18 protein-coding genes are annotated in these 21,939 nt (G+C 41.6%); 5 read left to right on the top strand and 13 right to left on the bottom strand.

All coding sequences use genetic code 11. The annotated features are described in order from the left end of the window. Positions 1–43: 43 nt before the first annotated feature. From ACESOD_RS06485 to ACESOD_RS06455, 7 genes are all read right to left on the bottom strand, one after another. Entirely contained in the window at positions 44–2,695 is a 2,652-nt protein-coding gene (locus ACESOD_RS06485) for a valine--tRNA ligase (RefSeq protein ID WP_373094570.1), read from the bottom strand. After that, positions 2,688–3,230 (bottom strand): restriction endonuclease subunit S, encoded by a 543-nt coding sequence (locus ACESOD_RS06480; protein ID WP_373094569.1) that lies wholly within the window; start codon positions 3,228–3,230, stop codon positions 2,688–2,690. The genes ACESOD_RS06485 and ACESOD_RS06480 overlap by 8 nt, the downstream gene beginning before the upstream one ends. After that, positions 3,227–4,282, bottom strand: coding sequence for a restriction endonuclease subunit S (locus tag ACESOD_RS06475; RefSeq protein WP_373094568.1), 1,056 nt, complete (start codon positions 4,280–4,282; stop codon positions 3,227–3,229). Before ACESOD_RS06475 ends, ACESOD_RS06480 begins: the two co-directional genes overlap by 4 nt. Continuing rightward, positions 4,275–5,285 carry a RhuM family protein gene (gene rhuM / locus ACESOD_RS06470; RefSeq protein WP_373094567.1) on the bottom strand — a complete coding sequence of 337 codons (1,011 nt, stop codon included), beginning with the start codon at positions 5,283–5,285 and terminating at the stop codon, positions 4,275–4,277. The genes ACESOD_RS06475 and rhuM overlap by 8 nt, the downstream gene beginning before the upstream one ends. Next, on the bottom strand, positions 5,278–7,260 hold the full coding sequence (locus ACESOD_RS06465; protein WP_373094566.1) for an HsdM family class I SAM-dependent methyltransferase: 1,983 nt from the start codon (positions 7,258–7,260) through the stop codon (positions 5,278–5,280). Before ACESOD_RS06465 ends, rhuM begins: the two co-directional genes overlap by 8 nt. Continuing rightward, entirely contained in the window at positions 7,260–7,838 is a 579-nt protein-coding gene (locus tag ACESOD_RS06460; RefSeq protein ID WP_373094565.1) for a GNAT family N-acetyltransferase, read from the bottom strand. The genes ACESOD_RS06465 and ACESOD_RS06460 overlap by 1 nt, the downstream gene beginning before the upstream one ends. Positions 7,839–8,200: 362 nt before the next feature. Continuing rightward, the gene (locus ACESOD_RS06455; RefSeq protein WP_045762766.1) at positions 8,201–8,596 is read right to left on the bottom strand and encodes a helix-hairpin-helix domain-containing protein; all 396 of its coding nucleotides are present in this window, start codon (positions 8,594–8,596) and stop codon (positions 8,201–8,203) included. Between the two features lie 215 nt (positions 8,597–8,811). Here ACESOD_RS06455 and ACESOD_RS06450 point away from each other — a divergent pair, with 215 nt between their 5' ends. The 5 genes from ACESOD_RS06450 (at position 8,812) to ACESOD_RS06430 (ending at position 15,119) form a co-directional block, all read left to right on the top strand. After that, positions 8,812–9,564: an isoprenyl transferase gene (locus ACESOD_RS06450; RefSeq protein WP_373094564.1), complete on the top strand. Its 753-nt coding sequence runs from the start codon at positions 8,812–8,814 to the stop codon at positions 9,562–9,564. Between the two features lie 8 nt (positions 9,565–9,572). Continuing rightward, the gene (locus ACESOD_RS06445) at positions 9,573–10,376 is read left to right on the top strand and encodes a phosphatidate cytidylyltransferase (protein WP_373094563.1); all 804 of its coding nucleotides are present in this window, start codon (positions 9,573–9,575) and stop codon (positions 10,374–10,376) included. Between the two features lie 21 nt (positions 10,377–10,397). After that, a complete protein-coding gene (gene rseP / locus ACESOD_RS06440; protein ID WP_373094562.1) occupies positions 10,398–11,654 on the top strand; it encodes an RIP metalloprotease RseP in 1,257 nt (418 codons plus the stop codon). A gap of 17 nt (positions 11,655–11,671) precedes the next feature. After that, positions 11,672–13,525, top strand: a complete 1,854-nt coding sequence (locus ACESOD_RS06435) for a proline--tRNA ligase (protein WP_373094561.1) — start codon at positions 11,672–11,674, stop codon at positions 13,523–13,525. A 214-nt stretch (positions 13,526–13,739) separates the two neighbouring features. Continuing rightward, positions 13,740–15,119 (top strand): glycoside hydrolase family 1 protein, encoded by a 1,380-nt coding sequence (locus tag ACESOD_RS06430; protein ID WP_373094560.1) that lies wholly within the window; start codon positions 13,740–13,742, stop codon positions 15,117–15,119. A gap of 82 nt (positions 15,120–15,201) precedes the next feature. Here the strand turns inward: ACESOD_RS06430 and ACESOD_RS06425 are convergent, their stop codons facing one another. The 6 genes from ACESOD_RS06425 to pbp1b form a co-directional block, all read right to left on the bottom strand. Beyond that, positions 15,202–15,876 carry a rhomboid family intramembrane serine protease gene (locus ACESOD_RS06425; RefSeq protein WP_373094559.1) on the bottom strand — a complete coding sequence of 225 codons (675 nt, stop codon included), beginning with the start codon at positions 15,874–15,876 and terminating at the stop codon, positions 15,202–15,204. Next, positions 15,860–16,399, bottom strand: a complete 540-nt coding sequence (locus ACESOD_RS06420; protein ID WP_373094558.1) for a 5-formyltetrahydrofolate cyclo-ligase — start codon at positions 16,397–16,399, stop codon at positions 15,860–15,862. Before ACESOD_RS06420 ends, ACESOD_RS06425 begins: the two co-directional genes overlap by 17 nt. A gap of 3 nt (positions 16,400–16,402) precedes the next feature. Next, positions 16,403–17,533, bottom strand: coding sequence for an N-acetyldiaminopimelate deacetylase (locus ACESOD_RS06415; protein WP_373094557.1), 1,131 nt, complete (start codon positions 17,531–17,533; stop codon positions 16,403–16,405). 61 nt (positions 17,534–17,594) lie between these two features. Next, positions 17,595–18,293: a 2,3,4,5-tetrahydropyridine-2,6-dicarboxylate N-acetyltransferase gene (gene dapD, locus ACESOD_RS06410; RefSeq protein ID WP_373094556.1), complete on the bottom strand. Its 699-nt coding sequence runs from the start codon at positions 18,291–18,293 to the stop codon at positions 17,595–17,597. Between the two features lie 63 nt (positions 18,294–18,356). After that, the gene (locus ACESOD_RS06405) at positions 18,357–19,289 is read right to left on the bottom strand and encodes a DMT family transporter (RefSeq protein ID WP_373094555.1); all 933 of its coding nucleotides are present in this window, start codon (positions 19,287–19,289) and stop codon (positions 18,357–18,359) included. A gap of 82 nt (positions 19,290–19,371) precedes the next feature. After that, a complete protein-coding gene (gene pbp1b / locus ACESOD_RS06400) occupies positions 19,372–21,906 on the bottom strand; it encodes a penicillin-binding protein PBP1B (RefSeq protein ID WP_373094554.1) in 2,535 nt (844 codons plus the stop codon). Positions 21,907–21,939: the final 33 nt, after the last annotated feature.

Here is a 21,939-nt window from a genome sequence, read left to right as displayed (position 1 = left end):
TTTTAGGTAGTAGGAAACACGGCATTCCGCCGTGTTTCTGTGTTTATTTAACTAACTTCTTCATATCATCAATACGCGCTATGGTCGCGTCATATTTCGCTTGGTAGTCGGCTTGTTTGTCGCGTTCTTTTTGGACGACTTCTGGTTTGGCGTTGGCTACGAAGCGTTCATTAGAGAGCTTCTTACCGACCATATCCAGTTCTTTTTGCCACTTAGCCAATTCCTTATCGAGACGAGCGAGTTCTTCTTCGACATTGAGGAGGTCTGCCAGTGGCAAGTAGATTTCTGCTCCTGTGATGACGCTTGACATTGCGAGTTCAGGTGCAGGGATGTTTGATGCGATTTCCAAGTGTTCTGGATTTGTGAAGCGTTTGATGTAGTTAACATTGCTGTTAAAGAAGGCTTCCAAGTCGCTATCGCTTGTCTTCACAAGGATGGTGATAGGCTTGCTTGGTGCTACGTTTACTTCCGCACGCGCATTACGAACGGCACGGATCAAGTCTTTGAGGCTTTCCACACCAGTGTGAGCTGCAAGATCTTCAAAGGCTGGGTTAACAGTTGGGTATTCTGCTGTAACGATAGAGCCTTCTGAGATTTGTCCAAAGATTTCCTCTGTCACGAATGGCATGATTGGGTGAAGGAGACGAAGGATCTTGTCCAAAGTGTAAAGGAGAACAGAACGTGTGATGACTTTATCTTCTTCGTTATCGCTATAAAGGACTTCCTTAGTCAACTCAACATACCAGTCCGCAAATTCGTCCCAGATGAAGTTGTAGAGGATGTGGCCAGCCACACCAAACTCAAACTTATCAAAGTTTTCAGTGACTTTTCCGATGGTTTCATTGAGGTTGTGGAGAATCCAACGGTCTGTGACGTTCCCAGCTTCCTTGTTAACAACTTTTTCCACATTGGCAGTAGCTTGCTCGAGGGTCAAACCTTCATTGTTCATGAGGATGTAGCGAGAGATGTTCCAGATTTTGTTAATGAAGTTCCATGAAGCATCCATTTTCTCGTAAGAGAAGCGGACGTCTTGTCCTGGTGCAGAACCGTTTGAAAGGAACCAGCGAAGGGCATCGGCACCGTATTTCTCGATGACATCCATTGGGTCAATCCCGTTACCGAGAGATTTAGACATCTTACGTCCTTGCTCGTCACGGATAAGACCGTGGATAAGAACGTTTTGGAATGGCTGACGGCCAGTGAATTCCAAGGATTGGAAGATCATACGAGACACCCAGAAGAAGATGATGTCGTAACCTGTTACCAAGGTTGAAGTTGGGAAGTAACGTTTGAAGTCTTCTGAATCGACATCAGGCCAGCCCATAGTTGAGAATGGCCAAAGGGCAGAACTGAACCACGTATCCAAGACGTCTTCGTCCTGAGTCCAACCGTCGCCTTCTGGAGCTTCTTCGCCGACATACATTTCACCCTCGGCATTGTACCAAGCAGGGATTTGGTGACCCCACCAGAGCTGACGAGAGATTACCCAGTCGTGGACATTTTCCATCCATTGGAGGAAGGTATCGTTGAAACGAGGTGGGTAGAATTCTACCTTATCATCTGTATCTTGGTTGGCAATGGCATTCTTAGCTAATTGGTCCATCTTCACAAACCATTGAGTAGACAAGCGTGGTTCAACCACTACACCTGTACGCTCTGAGTGACCAACACTGTGGACACGTTTTTCGATTTTAACGAGGGCGCCGATTTCTTCCAACTTAGCAACGACTGCCTTACGAGCTTCGAAACGGTCCATGCCTGCAAATTCAAAGGCCAAGTCATTCATGGTTCCGTCATCGTTCATAACATTGACTTGTGGCAAGTTGTGACGTTGACCAACCAAGAAGTCGTTTGGATCGTGAGCAGGAGTAATTTTTACGACACCTGTACCAAACTCAGGATCTGCGTGTTCGTCCCCAACGATTGGAATCAATTTATTAGCGATTGGAAGGATGACGTTTTTACCGATCAAATCCTTGTAGCGTGGGTCTTCTGGATTGACCGCAACGGCAACGTCCCCAAACATAGTCTCAGGACGAGTTGTCGCAACTTCAAGGGCGCGTGAACCGTCTTCAAGCATGTAGTTCATGTGATAGAAGGCACCTTCCACGTCCTTGTGGATAACTTCGATATCAGAAAGGGCTGTGCGAGCTGCTGGATCCCAGTTGATGATAAACTCACCACGGTAGATCCAGCCTTTCTTGTAAAGGTCCACAAAGACCTTGCGAACCGCTTTTGACAAACCTTCGTCAAGCGTGAAACGCTCACGAGAGTAGTCTACAGAGAGCCCCATCTTGCCCCATTGTTCCTTGATAGTAGTGGCATATTCGTCTTTCCATTCCCAAACCTTATCGAGGAATTTTTCACGACCAAGGTCATAGCGGGAAATGCCCTCACCACGCAAGCGCTCCTCAACCTTAGCTTGAGTCGCAATCCCCGCGTGATCCATCCCTGGAAGCCAAAGCGTATCAAAGCCTTGCATGCGTTTTTGACGGATGATGATATCTTGCAAAGTCGTATCCCAAGCGTGACCAAGGTGAAGTTTCCCAGTCACGTTTGGTGGTGGAATCACGATTGAATAAGGCTTAGCCTTTTTATCTCCAGAAGGCTTGAAAACATCTTCGTCAAGCCATTTTTGGTAACGTCCAGCCTCAACCTCGGCTGGATTGTATTTAGGTGAAAGTTCTTTAAACATGTGTGTTCTCCTTGTTTAAGTAGTTCAATATCTTAAAAATTTGTTCTAACTCTTGTTTTTGCATATAAGATTTCATATAGTCATAATCTTGCAATCCAGTTTCAGCAACTGGTAACATAATCTTTTGACGTTTCATGCGTTCTCCATTGAATTTATAACCATAGGCATACTTGATTTTTTGCGACAAAATCATTTGTTTCAAGAAAAGGTAGGTATATTTGTTTCCGTATATTTCGTCTTTCCATTTTAATCGTTTGACATCATCAGAAAAAATGGCTTTGTAGGGATGATAGAAATTCTCGACGACACTACCATTGTAATTTACACCAAGCACATTTGCATCAAGACTTTTATTTGTATTAGATACAAAGGCTGTAACCCCATTATCGCTATCGCTAGCACCTACAAATGGTCTCACTCCTATTTCTTGATTGGCTTTTGTTAAACGAATGCCCGATTTAATTTCACAAACATCCTCAATCCAGAAATCTTTCCAAGAAATTTCACAAACTTTTTCTTTAAGAATGTTCATCATTCTGATATATATATATATTCTAGCACTTCTTGGACTTTATCAAGTTCTAATTTTTTCACAAAGTCAGACATATATTGGAAATTAGGGTTATCTTCTTTATCCGCTGGAAGAATGACTTTTTCTCTTTTTATGCGAGAGTCGTTGATTTCTCTGTTAAAAGAATATTTTTCTTCTAAACTTTTAACAACGGTAGATAAAAATAGATAAGCGTATTTGTCTGCATTGTCAGACTTTAAAGTCGTTACATGATCACTAGCCACAAACTCAAATTGCTGATAGAATGTGGATCCGACACTTCCGCTATTAGCAAGAGTGAGGACATCTTCAAATTTTCGAATCCCTGTTTCATTTCCAATAAAGGCATCTACACCATTGTTTTCAGAAGTTGAGGAAATATATGGTGTAGGACCGTTTGTCTGATTAGCTTTTGTCAGACGTTTTCCTCTTTGAATTTCTCGAAAAACTTCAGTGAAACGAAACGTTTTCCATTTAACCTTATCTAGTCCTACCACATCTCCAGCTAACTCAACCAATTTACGCTCATAATAATCAATGATTTTCTGAGCTTGTTGCTTCTGTTCTTGCTTGATGTAATCTTCCATAAACTGCCAGTTAGGCTGATCTTGGGAATCGACAGGTAACATGAGCTTATTTTTTATTACTCTATTTAACCCAACTGGATAACCATAACCAAACCCTTTTGAGATAAGATAGTTATTAATGATTGAAATTAAAAATTTACTAATATCTTTATTTAAAATTTCATTTCTCAATACTAAAATATTTTGACTACAAGTAAAATCATAGGGTTGATAAAAAGCTCTTGGCTCTCCTACCATACTTACGGTTATACAATTTTTCTTAACAATTTTACTTTCAGAAACCTGATATAGACCTTGGAATCCATTATTAACTGAACTTCTCCCAACAAAGGGGATATCTCCTTCACTAAGAGCATTTGAATCAGATGATTTAGCTATAAAAATTTCTGAAAATATTTTCGGGAATAAAAACTCTCCCCACTCCACATCCGTCAATTTTAACTTACTCATCTTTGTCACCTGCCATTAGTTGTTTGATTTGCTTGTCAAAATCCGATACGATTTTCTGGGTGCGGTTGAATTTCTCATATTCTTGACTGGCTTTCTCATCTGCCTGTTTTTTAGAAATAGATCCTTTTCCTTCTAGAATGTCATATTCATTAAAAGAAAGGAAGCGGTTAATACTTTCTGCCAAAGATTGCATGGTAAAGGTATTGCGTCGCTCAACTAAACCTTCAATATAGTCGAAGTAAGAGGTTACGGTACGCTCTAGTTGACGGATTTCGGTTTCTTGCAAATAATTCTTAGCAACTGTCACATCCGATTTCAGGACTCGGCCATCTGGTGCATTCTTCCAAGTCGTTAATCCCATTTGTTTCTTATCAGCGTCTGCCTTATGATAAATAATCTCAGCAGCGGTATTACCTGTAATAGCAAAATGAAACTTGTTCTGCACCATAGCATAGAAATTCTTAGTGATTTCAGAATTTCTATCGTAGTCAATAGCGCATTCCGCAAAAATATCGGTTATTTGCTGATAAATACGGCGTTCACTGGCACGGATGGAACGGATTCGCTCTAAGAGTTCACGGAAGTAATCTTGACCAAAGACCGTTTGTCCCTGTTTAAGACGCTCATCATCAAGTACGAACCCCTTAATAATAAATTCTTTTAAGGTATTCGTTGCCCAAATTCGAAATTGTGTCGCCTTTGTTGAGTTAGCACGATAACCAACTGATATGATAGCATCAAGATTATAATACTCCAATTCGCGCTGAACCGCTCTATTTCCCTCTTTTTGAACTGTTCGAAATTTTCGAACAGTTGCCAGCTTATCTAACTCGCCATCACTATAAATATTTGATAAATGGTGACTAACTGTTGATTTAGAAACTCCGAATAACTCGGAAATCCCTTTTTGTGTCAACCAAAGATTTTCATCTTGTAAGAGAATATCTAAATTAACATCACCATTAGGTGTCGTATAAAGGACAAAATTAGAAATTTCATTCATACTTGTCACCTTTTTCCGCTACCATCGGAAGTTCCTCAATATCGGTATTTTCTTGATAATTCTCTTTTTCTTCTATTCCGAAAAGATAACCTCGGCCATGAGTAATCATATTGACTTCAAAAGTTAGATAATCTGCAATGGTCTTTTGAAAATCTTCCTCAGAAGGAATTTCATCATTAAAGTAATAGAAAGAGTGAAGCCATTCATCATCAGCTTCAATTGTTGTTTGAACACAGAACTTAGTTTCTGCTTCTGTGCGATCAAACCAGACATCAAGCAAGTGTTGTTTTTTATCCTTAGCTGTAGCTGTTTCAACCAGGCCGATGTGTTTAGAGACTTCAAAACCATCATTTTCAAAGTTGATAAATTTGCATTCTTTTTCCGGACGATGCGGTATACCAGCTGTAAATACTGCAATACAAGGGTTTGTTCCTACGCCATAAAAGGTATTCTTATTAAGTGTGATAACACCCTCTAAAGTATGGTGTTTTAAAATATTTTGTTTAGCTTCTTTTTCAAACTTGGTCTTTCCTGTAAAGGTGGACTGAGGCACAATAACAACCGCCTTTGCACCTTCGACTAAAGAATTTAACAGATGTTCTGTAAAGTTGATTTCATACAGTTCGGTATTGGCTGACGACCCCATTGAATATGGCGGATTCATCATACCAACGTTGCATTGTTTTAGCTGAAGCTTACTAGGATTTTGGCGTAGAAAGTCTTGGTTTTCAAGGTTACTTTTCCCATCGCCGCGTAATATCATATTTGTCGTAGCAATTGTAAACATATAAGATTGTTCTTCAATCCCGAAGAGCTGATATTTCCGGATTTGGTCACGTTGAGAATCACTTTTTGCTTTTGTTAACATATCATGCATAGCGGCAATTAGAAAACCTGCTGTACCGCAAGTAGGATCAAAAACCTTATCCGTCGGCTTTAAATCAACTAAATCACAAAAAAGTTGTGTTATATGTTTTGGTGTTAAGACAATACCTAAATTTTGACCGTCTCCTCCAGAGTATGACATAAATTCCCCGTAAAAACGACCAAGATAATCCTCAGCAGAATTGTAATATCTTAAACTTTGGTAGATACTTTTATAAAGAAATTCTGTAAAGTATTTGATAGGTGTTTTACCTAGATTAGCATTTTTCTCATTAATTTTTACATCGTCTCTAATGATGGCAAACTGACTAAGTAATTTATCTTTTTTTACTTCGGGAGATACATTAGCACGCTGAAGGTTAGACTTGATGGCAGTATAAATCTTTGAGCCGTCTGTTTTTACAGTATCTCCAGTTAAACTTTCCAAAGAGAAGTTTCCATGCTCCGTTTCTCTCAATGCTAACAGGATTCCTGAAATAATTAGAGGTTTATTCTTTTCCTCAATATTGCCATAATTTCTCAAATCATTATGTAAAGTCGCTGCATCTTTTAAAATCTCAGCAGTTTCTTTTTCAAAATTGGTTTCTTCTTGAAGAATCTCTTTTACGTAATACTCATCAATATTATCTATTGAGAAAGAAATCAAAGTTTCAATGTCAGCAAGTTCAAAATACTCACCCCGTTCATTCACAAAAACAGGTGTAATGCGGTGTTTTTTTTCATTACCACTAATTCCTACAGCAATGATTTTTTTATAACTAACCTTATCTGCTAAATGCCTAGCATAAAAGACCGCTCCGTTTACTGCGTAGTCTGTGTTTGATTTAGTATCATCAGCAATTAAATCATCATCTGTATAATTGATATGTTTTGATAATCCAGGTTTATCCTCAATAATAATTAAAAAATCTTTAACAATTCCAACGTATTCTGGGAAACCTGAATTTCCAGTCCCTTTTTTCGAGGCAGTTTTCAGAGCTTCATCAATCTCTTTAACATTGCTTCCTTGGGCATCAAAATTTTCACGAATTCCTGCTTCTTTCAAAAGTTCATGAACCCATAAATCAGTATTTACTTCTTTTTTTGCCATTATTCGTTCCTTTTAATTACTAAACATTCCCACTCACTCTTCAACAAGCCATATATCAGACTGTCACAGCGGTTTCCTTGAGCATCCTTTCTGTCTCGGATGCGAGCTTCAAGAGTAAAACCAAGCTTCTCAGCGACTCGTTGACTTTGGATATTGTAGCCAAAGCAAGACAATTCTACCTTATGAAGCCCCAGTTCTTTAAAAGCCAGGTCAATCAAGGCACTCGCGGCTTCAGGCACATAACCTCGCCCCCAATAGTCTGGGTGTAAGATATAGCCAATCTCCAGTACATCGTCTTCGTAGCGATGGGGGAAATCGACAGAACCAATGATTGTATCGGTTCCTTTAACGATAATTCCGTAGCCTGCTGGGAGATTATCCTTTTGATTGCGATCAGGAAGGATATGATCCAGATAATAAATCTCATCTTCCAAGGTCTTGACGGGTGGAAAGCCAGCTGGGTAAGAAACCTCTGGACGACTAGCATAGTCAAAGATATCCTCTACATCCGCCACTGTTCGGACTCGCAAGACCAGTCGCTCCGTTTCGATTTGTTCTGGCAATTCAGTTCTTGTCATCCTTCTTCCTCGCTTTCTACAAAAAAATCGCCCCTGCCATCAATCTGACAGGGACGAATGTGTTAATCCGCGGTACCACCCAATTTCGGGCAGATGCCCGCAACTTTAATCTTCTTGTTTCTCTTTTATGACGTCGTTAGCTCGTCTTGCCGTACTTGAGTACAGCCTGCAACTCGCTGTCTAGTCCTAAAAGGAAACAAAAAGATTTATATTTCAATTTTTAATTTCATCCATTAGCAACCAGTTTTGACACATTTGTGGACTTCTCAGCACCGCCACTTTCTGTAAAATGTGGGACTCAAAACACCTCTAATGGCTTTATTTTAACAAGTTTTTGACGGAAAAGCAAGGAACAAGAAAGATTACTTGAACTTGATGCCGTTTTCTTTTAATTTCTTGATAGTAGCTGGACCGATTCCTTTCAAGGCAAGGAGTTCTTTTTCTGTCCAGTTTTTGAAGTCAGCAGCAGACTTGATACCTTCATCGTAGAAAGTCTTAGCGCGGTCAACTGAAAGTCCCCCTAGGTTAGCTGCGAAATCTTCTACAGAAGTAGCAACTTTTTGAGCTTGCTCTTTGGTTGCTTCTACAGTTTTTTCAACCTTTTTAGAGACAGCTTTACCTGCATCGCTTGCTGCTTTTTCAGCATGTTTTACAACTTTTTTTGTTTCTTCGACAACCTTGTTTACAGTGCTTGAAAATGCACCTGAGCGACGTAGGCTGTTTCTCAATTGTTTTTTACGTTGGAGTGTCTTTGACATCATAAAATCCTTTCAATAAAAAATCCCTGTGGCTGAACAAGGATCGAATCTCTATGGTTTTATTGTATCAACTTTCTTTAGGAAATGCAAGGCTTGATATACTGGAAATATAGGAGATATATGGGAAATTTCGCCGTAGAATGATAGACGATAATAGAAGAAAAGTGAAAAATATGGTATAATGAAACGATAGATTTTTGAATAGGAATACAATCATGTTTGGATTTTTAAAAAAAGATAAAGCAACAGAAACCCCCACAATGGTGCCAGCACATATCGGAGTTATCATGGATGGTAATGGTCGTTGGGCTAAAAAACGGATGCAACCGCGTGTCTTTGGGCATAAGGCTGGGATGGATGCTTTGAGAACGGTAGCCATTGCTGCTAGTGATATGGGAGTCAAAGCCTTGACGGTCTATGCCTTCTCGACTGAAAACTGGACCCGTCCAGATCAGGAAGTCAAATTTATCATGAACTTACCTGTTGAATTTTATGATAAGTTTGTTCCCGAATTGCATCAGAAGAACATGAAGATTCAAATGATTGGGGAGACTGATCGTTTGCCGAAGCAGACTTTTGATGCTCTTAAAAAGGCAGAAGAACTGACTAAGTTAAATACAGGATTGATTCTCAATTTTGCCCTTAATTATGGTGGACGAGCTGAGATTACACAAGCGGTCAAGTTGATTGCACAGGATGTTTTAGATGCTAAGATCAATCCTGGTGATATCACCGAGGAGTTGATTGGGGAATATCTCTTTACGGGACATTTGCCAAAAGTCTTGCGTGATCCTGACTTGATTATTCGGACCAGCGGTGAACTTCGTTTGAGTAATTTCTTGCCATGGCAGGCTGCTTATAGCGAGCTCTATTTCACGGATGTCTTATGGCCTGACTTTGATGAGGAAGCCTTGAAAGAAGCTATCATCGAGTACAATCGTCGCAACCGTCGCTTTGGAGGAGTTTAGGAGATATTATGATACAGGATTTACAAAAGAGAACCCTTTTTGCTATCTTGGCCTTGGCTATCTTTATCCCAATCTTGGCGATTGGTGGCTTATGGCTCCAGATTGCCATGGGGATTGTGGCGATGTTGGGAGTACATGAGTTACTGCGCATGAAGGGTTTAAATACCATGACGCCTGAAGGACTCTTGACTTTATTAGCAACCTTTTTTCTGACTATTCCTTTGGAAAACTACCTGAAGTTTTTGCCTGTGGATGGGAACGTTGTTGCTTATAGTGTCGTGATACTGATTTTACTAGGGGCAACAGTCTTCAGCAAGAACTATACTATTGAGGATGCTGTTTTTCCGATTGCCATGAGTTTTTATGTTGGCTTTGGCTTTAATGCTTTGGTCGATGCTCGTATTGCAGGTTTGGATAAGGCGCTTTTGGGACTGTGTATGGTCTGGGCAACCGATAGTGGAGCCTATCTAGTAGGAATGAAGTTTGGTAAGAGAAAGCTAGCTCCGAGAGTTTCCCCTAACAAGACCATAGAGGGTGCTATGGGGGGTATCGTGGCTGCTATGCTAGTGACTTTGATTTTTATGCTAGTTGATAGTACTGTTGCTTTACCTTATGGGATTTACAAAATGATGGTCTTTGCTATTTTCTTTAGTATAGCTGGTCAGTTGGGTGATTTGATCGAAAGTGCTATGAAACGTCACTTTGGTGTCAAAGACTCAGGCAAGTTTATCCCAGGTCATGGTGGGGTATTGGATCGTTTTGATTGCATGCTGGCTGTCTTCCCTATTATGCACCTCTTTGGCTTATTTTAAGGAAAGGTAAATAGAAATTAAATGATAGGATTACTAACATTTATCCTGGTCTTTGGGATTATCGTAGTGGTTCACGAATTCGGACATTTTTACTTTGCTAAGAAATCTGGAATTTTGGTTCGTGAGTTTGCCATCGGTATGGGCCCCAAAATCTTTGCCCACATCGGAAAAGATGGAACTGCTTATACCATTCGTCTCCTGCCACTTGGTGGTTACGTTCGGATGGCAGGTTGGGGTGAAGATACGACAGAAATTAAGACTGGAACTCCTGCAAGCCTAACATTGGCAGCGGATGGTAAGGTCAAACGCCTCAATCTCTCTGGTAAAAAGATTGACCAGACAGCTCTGCCTATGCAGGTCACTCAGTTTGATTTTGAGGATAAACTCTTTATTAGAGGCTTGGTCTTAGAAGAGGAAAAGACTTTCTCAGTAGACCATGATGCGACCATTGTGGAAGCTGATGGAACGGAAGTTCGTATCGCTCCCTTAGACGTCCAATATCAGAATGCGACTGTCTGGGGCAAATTGATTACCAACTTTGCTGGTCCTATGAATAATTTTATCCTAGGAGTCGTCGTTTTCTGGATCTTGATTTTCATGCAAGGTGGCGTCCGTGATACGCAAACGAATAACTTCAGTATTATTCCAGATAGCGCTTTGGCTAAGGTTGGTGTTGAAAATACGGCCCAAATCACTAAAGTCGGCAGTTATGAGATTTCAAACTGGTCAGATTTGATTCAGGCTGTTGATGCAGAAACCAAGGATAAAACAGCGCCCGTTTTGGATGTGACGATTTCTGAAAATGGAACTGAAAAACAAGTCCGTGTGACACCTGAAGAAAGCCAAGGTCGTTTTATACTGGGTGTTCAGCCAAGGCTCAAATCAGATATTTGGTCTATGTTTATGGGCGGATTTACAACTGCGGCAGATTCAGCCTTGCGAATTCTCAATGCTTTGAAAAGCTTGATTTTCCAACCAGATTTGAATAAACTAGGTGGTCCCGTTGCTATCTTTAAGGCAAGCAGTGATGCCGCTAAAAATGGTCTTGAGAATGTCTTGTTCTTCTTGGCTATGATTTCCATCAATATCGGTATCTTCAACTTGATTCCGATCCCTGCGCTCGATGGTGGAAAAATCGTGCTTAATATCCTAGAAGCTATCCGTCGCAAACCACTAAAACAAGAAATTGAAACCTATGTCACTCTGGTCGGAGTTGTCATTATGGTCGTTTTGATGATCGCCGTAACTTGGAATGACATCATGCGAACCTTCTTTTAAGAATTAGAGGAGTCATTATGAAACAAAGTAAAATGCTTATTCCAACGCTTCGCGAAATGCCAAGCGATGCTCAAGTTATCAGCCACGCCCTTATGTTGCGTGCTGGTTATGTTCGTCAAGTATCTGCAGGTGTTTACTCTTACCTACCACTTGCTAACCGTGTTATCGAAAAAGCTAAGAAGATCATGCGTCAAGAGTTTGACAAGATGGGTGCTGTTGAGATGTTGGCTCCAGCCCTTCTTAGTGCAGATCTTTGGCGTGAATCTGGCCGTTATGAAACCTACGGGGAAGACTTGTACAAATTGAAAAACCGTGAGAAGTCAGACTTTATCTTGGGGCCAACTCACGAAGAAACTTTTACAGCTATTGTCCGTGATTCTGTCAAGTCTTACAAACAATTACCTTTGAACTTGTATCAAATCCAGCCTAAGTATCGTGATGAAAAACGTCCACGTAATGGACTTCTTCGTACCCGTGAGTTCATCATGAAAGATGGTTATAGCTTCCATGCTAACTACGATAGTTTGGATGTTACTTATGATGAGTACAAGGCAGCCTATGAGCGTATCTTCACTCGTAGTGGTTTGGACTTTAAAGCCATCATCGGTGACGGTGGAGCCATGGGTGGTAAGGATAGTCAAGAGTTTATGGCCATCACACCTGCTCGTACAGACCTTGACCGTTGGGTGGTATTAGACAAGTCTGTTGCATCATTTGACGAAATTCCTGATCAAGTGCAAGAAGAAATCAAGGCAGAATTGCTCAAATGGATGGTTTCTGGTGAAGATACCATTGCCTACTCAAGTGAATCAAGCTATGCAGCCAACTTGGAAATGGCGACAAACGCCTACAAACCAAGCAATCGTGTTGTGACTGAAGATGAAGTGGCTCGCGTGGAAACACCAGGTGTCAAATCGATTGATGAAGTCGCAGCCTTCTTGAATGTCTCTGAAGAGCAAACAATCAAGACCTTGGTTTATATCGCAGATGAGGAGCCAGTTGTGGCTTTACTCGTTGGCAATGACCAGCTCAACGAAGTCAAATTGAAAAACTACCTTGGAGCAGATTTCTTGGAACCTGCAACTGAGGCAGAAGTGAAAGAATTGTTGGGAGCGGACTTTGGTTCTCTTGGCCCAGTAAATCTTCCAGAAAATGTCAAGATTATCGCAGACCGCAAGGTACAAGATAGCCACAATGCTGTTGTTGGTGCCAACGAAGATGGCTATCACTTGACTGGTGTGAATCCAGGTCGTGACTTCACTGCCGAGTATGTGGATATCCGTGAAGTCCGTGAGGGTGAGATTTCTCCAGACGGACAAGGTATTCTCAACTTTGCGCGTGGTATCGAAATTGGTCACATCTTCAAACTTGGAACTCGTTACTCAGCAAGTATGGGGGCAGATGTCCTGGATGAAAATGGCCGTGCTGTGCCAATCATCATGGGCTGCTACGGTATCGGTGTCAGCCGCCTCCTCTCAGCAGTTATGGAGCAACACGCTCGCCTCTTTGTTAACAAAACACCAAAAGGTGAGTACCGTTACGCTTGGGGAATCAATTTCCCTAAAGAATTGGCACCATTTGATGTGCACTTGATTCCAGTCAATGTTAAGGATGAAGCAAGTCTTGAATTGACTAATCGTCTCGAAGAAGCCTTGGTCAACAAAGGCTATGAAGTTTTGACAGATGACCGTAACGAACGTGTCGGTGTTAAATTCAGTGATAGCGACTTGATTGGTCTTCCAATCCGTATCACTGTTGGTAAGAAAGCAGCTGACGGTATCGTAGAAGTCAAGATCAAGGCGACAGGGGATACGATCGAAGTTCATGCAGATAACCTGCTTGAGACCCTTGAAATCCTAACAAATAAATAAAATCTATAATCAGAAGAAAAACAAGACAAAAATGTAACTAGTTTTTGCCTTGTTTTTTCTCTATAATGAGAGAAAGTAAGACTCAATGAAAATCAAAGAGCAAACTAGGAAACTAGCCGTAGGCTGTACTTGAGTACGGCAAGGCGACGTTGACGCGGTTTGAATTTGATTTTCGAAGAGTATAAACATTAAAAGCGTAAAAAGAGGTAGTACTATGCTAAAATTTCCAAAGGATTTTGTCTGGGGTTCCTCAACTTCTGGGCCGCAGACAGAAGGACGAGTGCCTGGTGACGGCAAGGGAGATAATCTCTGGGATTATTGGTATCAAGTAGAGCCAAACCGTTACTTCAATGGCATTGGACCTGATAAAACATCGACCTTCTATGAAAATTGGGAAAAGGATATCGAACTATTGTTAGAAACTGGCCACACAGCTTTTCGAACTTCTATCCAGTGGTCTCGTATTTTCCCACAGGGACGTGGGGAAGTCAACCCTCAAGGTGTGGTTTTCTACCGCCAGGTATTTGAAGCCATCAAGGCCAAGGGTATTCGCCTCTTAGTCAATCTCTATCACTTTGACTTGCCTTTTGCCCTTCAAGAAGATGGAGATGGTTGGGAAAATAAGGCAACTATTAAGGCTTATGAAGACTATGCTCGCTTCTGTTTTGAGACTTACGGAGACTTGGTGGACCAATGGATTACCTTCAATGAGCCTATCGTTCCTGTTGAGTTTGGCTATTTCTATGATGCCCATTATCCTCATAAGGTGGATGCCAAAGCTGCCGTTAAGGTTGCCTATCATACCCAGCTAGCAAGCACTCTTGCGGTGAAGGCCTGCCATGAGGTTTTGCCTGATTCTAAGATTGGAATTGTTCTCAACTTGACACCAGCCTATCCACGTAGCCAGCATCCTGCCGATGTAAAAGCAGCTCGCATTGCCGATCTCTTTCAGGCACAATCTTTCCTAGATTCGTCTGTTTTAGGAGCATATCCAGAAGAGTTAGTGGAAATTTTGGCTGAGCATGACTTGTTACCAGAGTACACGGCCGAAGAGTTGGAAGTCATTCGTGAGAATACAGTTGACTTCCTGGGAGTGAACTACTATCAACCTTTGCGTGTCATGGCGCCGCGTTTTGCTAAGCATCCTGACAGTCCGCTTTTGCCAGAGCATTTCTATGAACCTTACGTCATGCCTGGTCGTAAGATCAATCCGCACCGCGGTTGGGAAATCTACGAGCAAGGGATTTACCATATCGCTCAAAACATCAAGGAAAATTATGGCAATATCGAGTGGATGTTGACAGAGAATGGGATGGGCGTTGAAGGTGAAGATAAATTCCGTGAGAATGGTATGATTCAGGATGATTACCGTATTGACTTTGTCAAAGGTCACCTTCGTGAGCTTCATCGTGCCATTGAAGATGGTGCCAACTGTAAAGGTTACTTGATCTGGACCTTTATCGATTGCTGGTCATGGCTCAATAGCTATAAAAACCGTTATGGTTTAGTCGAGCTTGACCTTGAAACGCAAGAACGACGCCTGAAAAAATCAGGCCACTGGTTCAAAGAACTCAGCGACAATAATGGGTTTTAAGAACTTTGCAGTCTAACAAATGATATGAAAAAACCATTGGACCTCAATTCTTTTCGAGTTTTTCCAATGGTTTTTCTTGTTCTTATAATAGTCCGATAAAAAGCATCAAGGCTGATAAAGTAATAAAGGCTAGGGTTGCTAGACCACGTTGGCCTGGGCTGTAAATCTTTCGTTCGCCTAGAACTGGGAAGACGATAGCTAGTAATGCACCGCCGACAGCTCCCCCGACATGTCCAGCAAGGCTGATGCCAGGCATTAAAATACTTCCTACTAGGTTGATGATCAAGAGGGAGAGGTAGGATTGACCAAGCTGTTGAAGATAGGGGTTGCGTGAGGCATAACGAAGAACGACAATAGAAGCGAACATACCGTAGAGGGCAGTTGAAGCACCTGCAGTAATGGCATTGGGACTAAAAACTAGGACAAAGAGATTTCCCATCATACCTGATAGAAGGTAGAAAAAGAAAAACTGTTTAGAGCCAAAGATTTGTTCCATCTGACGTCCTAAGAAGTAGAGGGATAGCATATTGACTAAAAAGTGCTCCAAGCCAATATGGACAAAGGTTGCCGAGAATAAGCGCCAGACTTGTTCAGGCATGGCCTTGATTGCTGGGGGATAAACAGCTCCGAATTTATACAAGGTGGCTGCACTTGTGTAGTTAAAACCACTGGTTAAAAACATGAGTATAAAAACCAGGCTTGTCACGAGAAGAAAGAAGCTCGTGACAGGATACCGACGATCAAAAATCTCTTTCATAGATAAGTACCTCCTCAACGGGAATATCATGTGAATCAGGCTGGAAGTCCTGAATCTGACAAGGATAAAGTGTACTGATGGTGTGGCCTAGGAAATGCTCTAAGTAGCGATCATAATAACCACCACCGTAGCCAATCCGATAAGCAGAAGAATTGAAAGCCAAACCAGGAACATGAATCAGGTCAATCTGAGAGGGTTCAAGGATTGTGAAGTCTCCTTGAGGTTCAAGAAGTCCAAAAGAATTTCTTTCGAGTTTCTCTGGTTCATAGAGCACAAAGTTCATTTTCCCTTGTGGATAAGTTTTGGGAATGAGGATGGTTTTCCCATCTTTTTGAGCTTGTTCGATCAGTCTAGCTGTCTGAAACTCATGAGGAAAAGACAGGTAAGTGGCGATGGTTTTTGCTTCCTTATAGAAGGGATGTAGAAGTAGTTGCTCAGTCAACCAAGCGTCCATGACTTCCTTTTCTTCGGCTGATAGAGATTTGAGTTCTTGCAAGACCTGCTTGCGTAGGGCTTTTTTCATTGTTTACTCCGCAGCTTTCTTTGCTAAAAAGCTTGATACAGCCTCGACTCCAATTGCCAGAGCTTCTTCCTTAGGACTCATCTGTGGATGATGAAGAGCATAGGGACTATCAATTCCAAGCCAGAACATAACTCCAGGAACCTTTGAGAGAAGATAACCAAAGTCCTCTCCTGTCATGGCAGGCTCGATGTCGATTAGTTCAATTCCCTCTTTTTCATCAAAGAAGGTCATCAATTCTCGAGCTAATTCAGGGTTGTTTTCGACAGGTAGGTAACCTCCCTGCTTGAGTTCAACTTCCACATCCATATCAAAAGCAGCTGCTACACCTTCAGCGATGGCTTTGACACGTTTTTGAACTAAGAGGCTCATGTTGTGTGTAAGAGCTCGAATCGTTCCATGTAAGAAGGCTGTATCAGCGATGACATTATTGGTTGTTCCAGCTTGAAAGACACCGAAAGTGACGACAGCTCCCTCGATAGGATCGACATTACGGCTAACGACTGACTGGACTTGAGTGACAAAATAGCTAGCTGCAACCAGAGCGTCGTTTGCTTGATGTGGAAAGGCAGCGTGACCACCTTTACCCTTGAAACGAATCTTGACTTCGCAAGTTCCTGCAAAGAGTGTATGGGTATTGGTCGCAATCTGTCCAACTTTTAGGTCTGGACGAACATGAAGCCCATAGAATTGGTCAGGCAACCAGTCGCCAAAGGCCCCATCTTCATACATGAGCATGCCACCTGCTTCGTTTTCTTCCGCAGGTTGGAAGAGAAAGAGGAGATTGTTTTTGGGTTGTTTTTCTAATGCACGTTCGAGACTTCCAAGGGCAATGGTCATGTGAAAGTCGTGCCCACAAGCATGCATGCGATCTTGGTGTTGAGAGGCAAAAGGAAGACCTGTTTGTTCAACGATTGGGAGTCCATCAATGTCTGTCCGCCAGCCAATGGTACGTTCTGGCTGACTTCCTTGCAAGTAAACTAAAATACCTGTTTGCCAAGTACGAATCTGAACAAAATCCTTACCAGCCGTTAATGTTTCAATGACATTGAGTAAATAAGCGTGAGTCTTGAATTCTTCTAAACCAATCTCGGGAATTTGGTGAAGATCGCGTCGAGTTTGAATTAAATCTAACATATCTAATTTCCTTCTATTGATACGATAAAGAGGCTGGAAATATTTCCGCCTCTGTTACTAATTACAAGGTGCGAAGCGCATCTTCTAGCGCTGTTTTTTGTTGGGTTTGGCTATCGATTTCTTTGATAACACGAGCTGGAACACCAGCTACCACAACATTTTCTGGAACATCTTGAGTAACGATGGCACCTGCTGCAACAACAGAACCGCTACCGATTTGAACACCTTCGATAACCACTGCGTTAGCACCGATGAGTACATTATCACCGACACGGACAGGCTCGGCACTAGCTGGCTCGATAACACCTGCAAGAACGGCACCTGCACCCACGTGACTATTTTTACCGACAATAGCACGTCCACCCAGAATAGCTCCCATATCAATCATAGTACCAGCACCGATTTCAGCACCGATATTGATAACAGCTCCCATCATGATAACAGCGTTGTCGCCAATCTCAACCTGGTCACGGATGATAGCGCCTGGCTCGATACGAGCATTGATAGCACGCTTATCAAGGAGAGGTACAGCGGAGTTGCGAGCGTCTTGTTCAACAACATAGTCCTTGTTTTCTGTTAGTCCTTCAAGAAGTGGAGCGATATCTTTCCAGTCTCCAAAAAGAACATTCCCAAGCTTGATAACAGAGGCAGGGATAGATTCGGCAAGTTGTCCTTCAAAGGTCACTTTTACACTTGTTTTTTTCTCAGCATTTGCGATAAATTGGATAATTTCTTGTGCATTCATTTTTGTAGCAGTCATAGGTGTCTCCTCACTCTTTGTAATGCTTACTATTCTACCAAAAAAGGCTTCAATTTTGAAGCCTTAAGTGTTAAAAGAAGATTCTTTCATTTTGTTTTTTGATTCTTCAATGGATAGAAAGATCATTGGGATGATAATCAAAATCATAGCCAGTAGCAGATACCCATCCAAGACTAAACCTAGAAAGAGAACGCTTAGAATAGCAGATGATAAAGGTTCGCTTGCACTGACCACTGACACCACCAAGGGAGAAACGAGCGAGACAGCCTTCATCGATAGGAAGAAAGCAAAGGATGTTCCCAAAAAGGCAATGGTCAAACAAATACAGATACTGATGGCATCAACCTGGAAGCTAATCTTATAAACAGGGTAGAGAAAATTACTAAAAATCCCAGCGATAATCATTCCCCAGCCAACAGTAGGCACAAAACCGTATTTTTTAGCAAAGCGTTGGGGTAAGATGACATTGAACATGACACCTAGTGCACTGAGAAGTCCTGTCAGTAAAGCAAGTGGTGTAATTGATAATTTGGATAGATCTCCTTTGGTAGCCATCAAAAAGACCCCAACCATAGTGACCAAGACATAAAAAATAGCACTTTTAGAAGCTTTTTTCTTGTAGATGATGCGATTGTAAAAGAGGATAAATACAGGACTGATAAATTGTAGGATGGTTGCCGTTGTAGCGTTGGAGTACTCCACACAGAGATAGAAGAAATACTGAACGGAGAAGATTCCTAAGATAGCATAGGCCAGAAAAGGAAGGGAATTGTTTCGATTTCTCCAGATCTCGAAAAGCTGGGACCGGAGTTTAAGGCTAGATAAGACGATTACGAAACTACCAGCGACGAGTAGACGCATAGAAGTAATCCACCCTGAAGACACTTGATAATGTGAAAAAAAGTACTCTCCTAAAATTCCGCAGATCCCCCAGATCAAGCCAGATAGGAGAGAATAAATGGTTCCCTTAAAAATATTCTTTTGATAGTTATTCATGTTGCTATTGTACCATGAAAGGAAGAAAGAAAAAAGAGAGTTGAGAAAATCATTTCTTTCCCACTCTCAATGATTGTGCTAGTTAGCGCCGTTGATTGCTACTTCTGTTATTGGAACTAGAGCTACTATTATTGTTCCCGTTACTATTAGAAGTATTATTACGATTATTATTGTTGTTGTTATTATTACTGTTACTGTTACTGCTATTGTTTGATGAGGAAGAAGATGCTTTAGGCAGACTTCCTAAAATGGTGTTCCAAGCATTTTGGTAGTCAGAATCGCTTCCACCAATAGCAAATTTGTAGCTAGTAGTTGGAGCACCAGCTTGGTTTGCCCAGTAGCTAGTCACCGTTTCTCCACTCAGATTAATTTCTTTTCCATTAATAGTCACCTTTCCTGGCTTTTGACCAGTTGATTTGAGGACTTGTGATGAAGTGACACTTGAATCGAGTTTGAAACGTTCTGAACCCCAAGCAGAAGGGGCTGCTTGCTGAATGGCATTTACCAGATGAGCCATATATTTTGCATTGCGGTAGTAAGCTCCCTGGGCTAGAGAACTGTTGTCGTCATGTCCAACCCAGCCTCCCAGAGTTAATCTTGGAGTAGAGACCATGAGCCACATATCTCCTTCTTCATTGCTTGTACCAGTTTTTCCGATCCAGTCAGCACCTGCTAGACTGGAATTGATAGAAGCCAGATCAGTTTGGAAGCTTGTAGTAACTCGAGATGAAAGCACATCTCTTAGCAGACTCTGCATAATGGTTGCAGTAGCTTTAGAGTAAACTTGGATGGGTTTAGCCTGATGCTCATAGAGAACCTCACCGCTCGTTTTTTCAATTTTTGAGATCATGTATTTCTTATGATAGGTACCATTGTTAGCGAGTGTTTGGTAACCATTGGTATGCTGGGCTACAGTAACTTCAATTCCTCCTCCCATAGGAAGACTTTCAATGCCATATTCTGGGATTTCATAGCCCATTTTTTCCATATAAGAACGGACATCAACCCCTTTTTCACGGAGCATTCTGTAGGTCCAGTAGGCTGGGATGTTCCAAGAATAGTTCAGAGCTTCTTTAAGGTCTATCATGGCTGTTCCAGGACTGTTGACATGCATGATCGGAGTTCCGTTAGAGAAGTTTGTTGGATAGTTAGAGAGGATGCTAGCACTTCCCATAAGCCCTTGGTCGATAGCAATACCGTAGGCCAAGAGTGGCTTGGTAGTGGAGGCAGGGGAACGTTTGGTATCGAAGGCGTGATTGTTTTGATTGGTCTGATAATCTCGTCCACCTACAAACCCTAAAATCGCCCCAGTTTGATTGTCCATCAAGACATTCCCGACTTCAGGTTGACCCGAGCTATCATTTAGAAGGTATCCATAGTTTGTTACGGCATTTTGCATAGCAGTATGAATCGTTTTATCGATGGTAGTTGTAATACGGTAACCACCGTTTTGGATTTCTTTTTCGGCCAATTCTCGATAAGATTTTCGGATCGATTCGTTCTGTAGTTCTTGGTCAGAAACATTGTCCTTTTGCACCAGATAATCATACATAATCTTGGTAGCCTCATCGAGTGCAGTGAAGTAGAGGAAGCCTTTAGAGGTAACGCTAGCATTTTCTGCTGGCAAGAAATCTTGCTTAATGTCATAAGCCTTGTAGGTTTCATAGTCTTCCTGGCTGAGGGCTCCTGTTCGATACATATTGTAGAGAACATCTTTTGAGCGCTTAATACCGAGTTCAATATCTTCTTCGCTCTTCATCTCACCAGTAGACTCGTAAGGTGAGTAGGAAATAGGGCTTTGTGGTAAACCTGCTAGGAAAGCCGCTTGAGGGATGGTCAGTTTGCTTGCATCCACTCCAAAAATCCCTTTGGCAGCCTGTTGAGCCCCTGCAATATTTTGTCCCTTGTTATTACGCCCAAAAGGTGCAACGTTGAGATAGGTGGTTAGGATTTCGTCCTTGCTCATGGCTCTTTCTAAGGCCAAGGCGTCAACGATTTCACTGGCTTTACGGGCAAGCGTAGGAGCATCACCAACTACTTGTTGTTTGATGAGCTGTTGTGTTAGGGTAGATCCCCCACTGGAAGAACCAAGTCCGATGAATTTTCCTAGACTGGCACGAATGACAGCTTTAGGAACGACACCGTTGTGCTCTGCAAAGTGTTCATCCTCGGTTGCAACGATAGCTTGCTTGAGGTTATCTGAAATGGCATCTGATGATACAGATGTGCGAAGTAGATCGCTTTCGATAGCGCTAATCATGGAACCATCTGTATAGCGGATTTCAGAGATGGATGGAATATTATTGACCTGCTTGATCAAATCTTCTGTTTGAGGGACACTAACTTGATCAAAGAGAGAAACAGCATACCCCAAGGCAACCCCTGTTCCAAGGAGACCGCCAATAAAAGCTAGGATAAAAAGTGTGTTAAAAGTTGCCTTTATTCCAAGTAAAATCTTGGCACATAAGGTCCAAATATCGAATGGTGTTTGCGTTTGCTTTTTCTTCTTAGAATTTTTTCCACTCTTTTTCTTTGTATTCATTTTAGAAATTGTTAATTTTAGAGACCCAAGTAAGGCCAGTCCTTTTTGTTTGATTCTTGTTACATGTTTGTTCATAGAATTCCTCACTCTTTATTATTATACCATAAA

The sequence above is a fragment of the Streptococcus oralis genome, assembly GCF_964238205.1.
In the GTDB taxonomy this organism is placed as follows: Bacteria; Bacillota; Bacilli; order Lactobacillales; family Streptococcaceae; genus Streptococcus; species Streptococcus oralis_CZ.
Note: the sequence above shows the minus strand (reverse complement) of the source record. Positions and strands in the feature narration are given on the sequence as shown.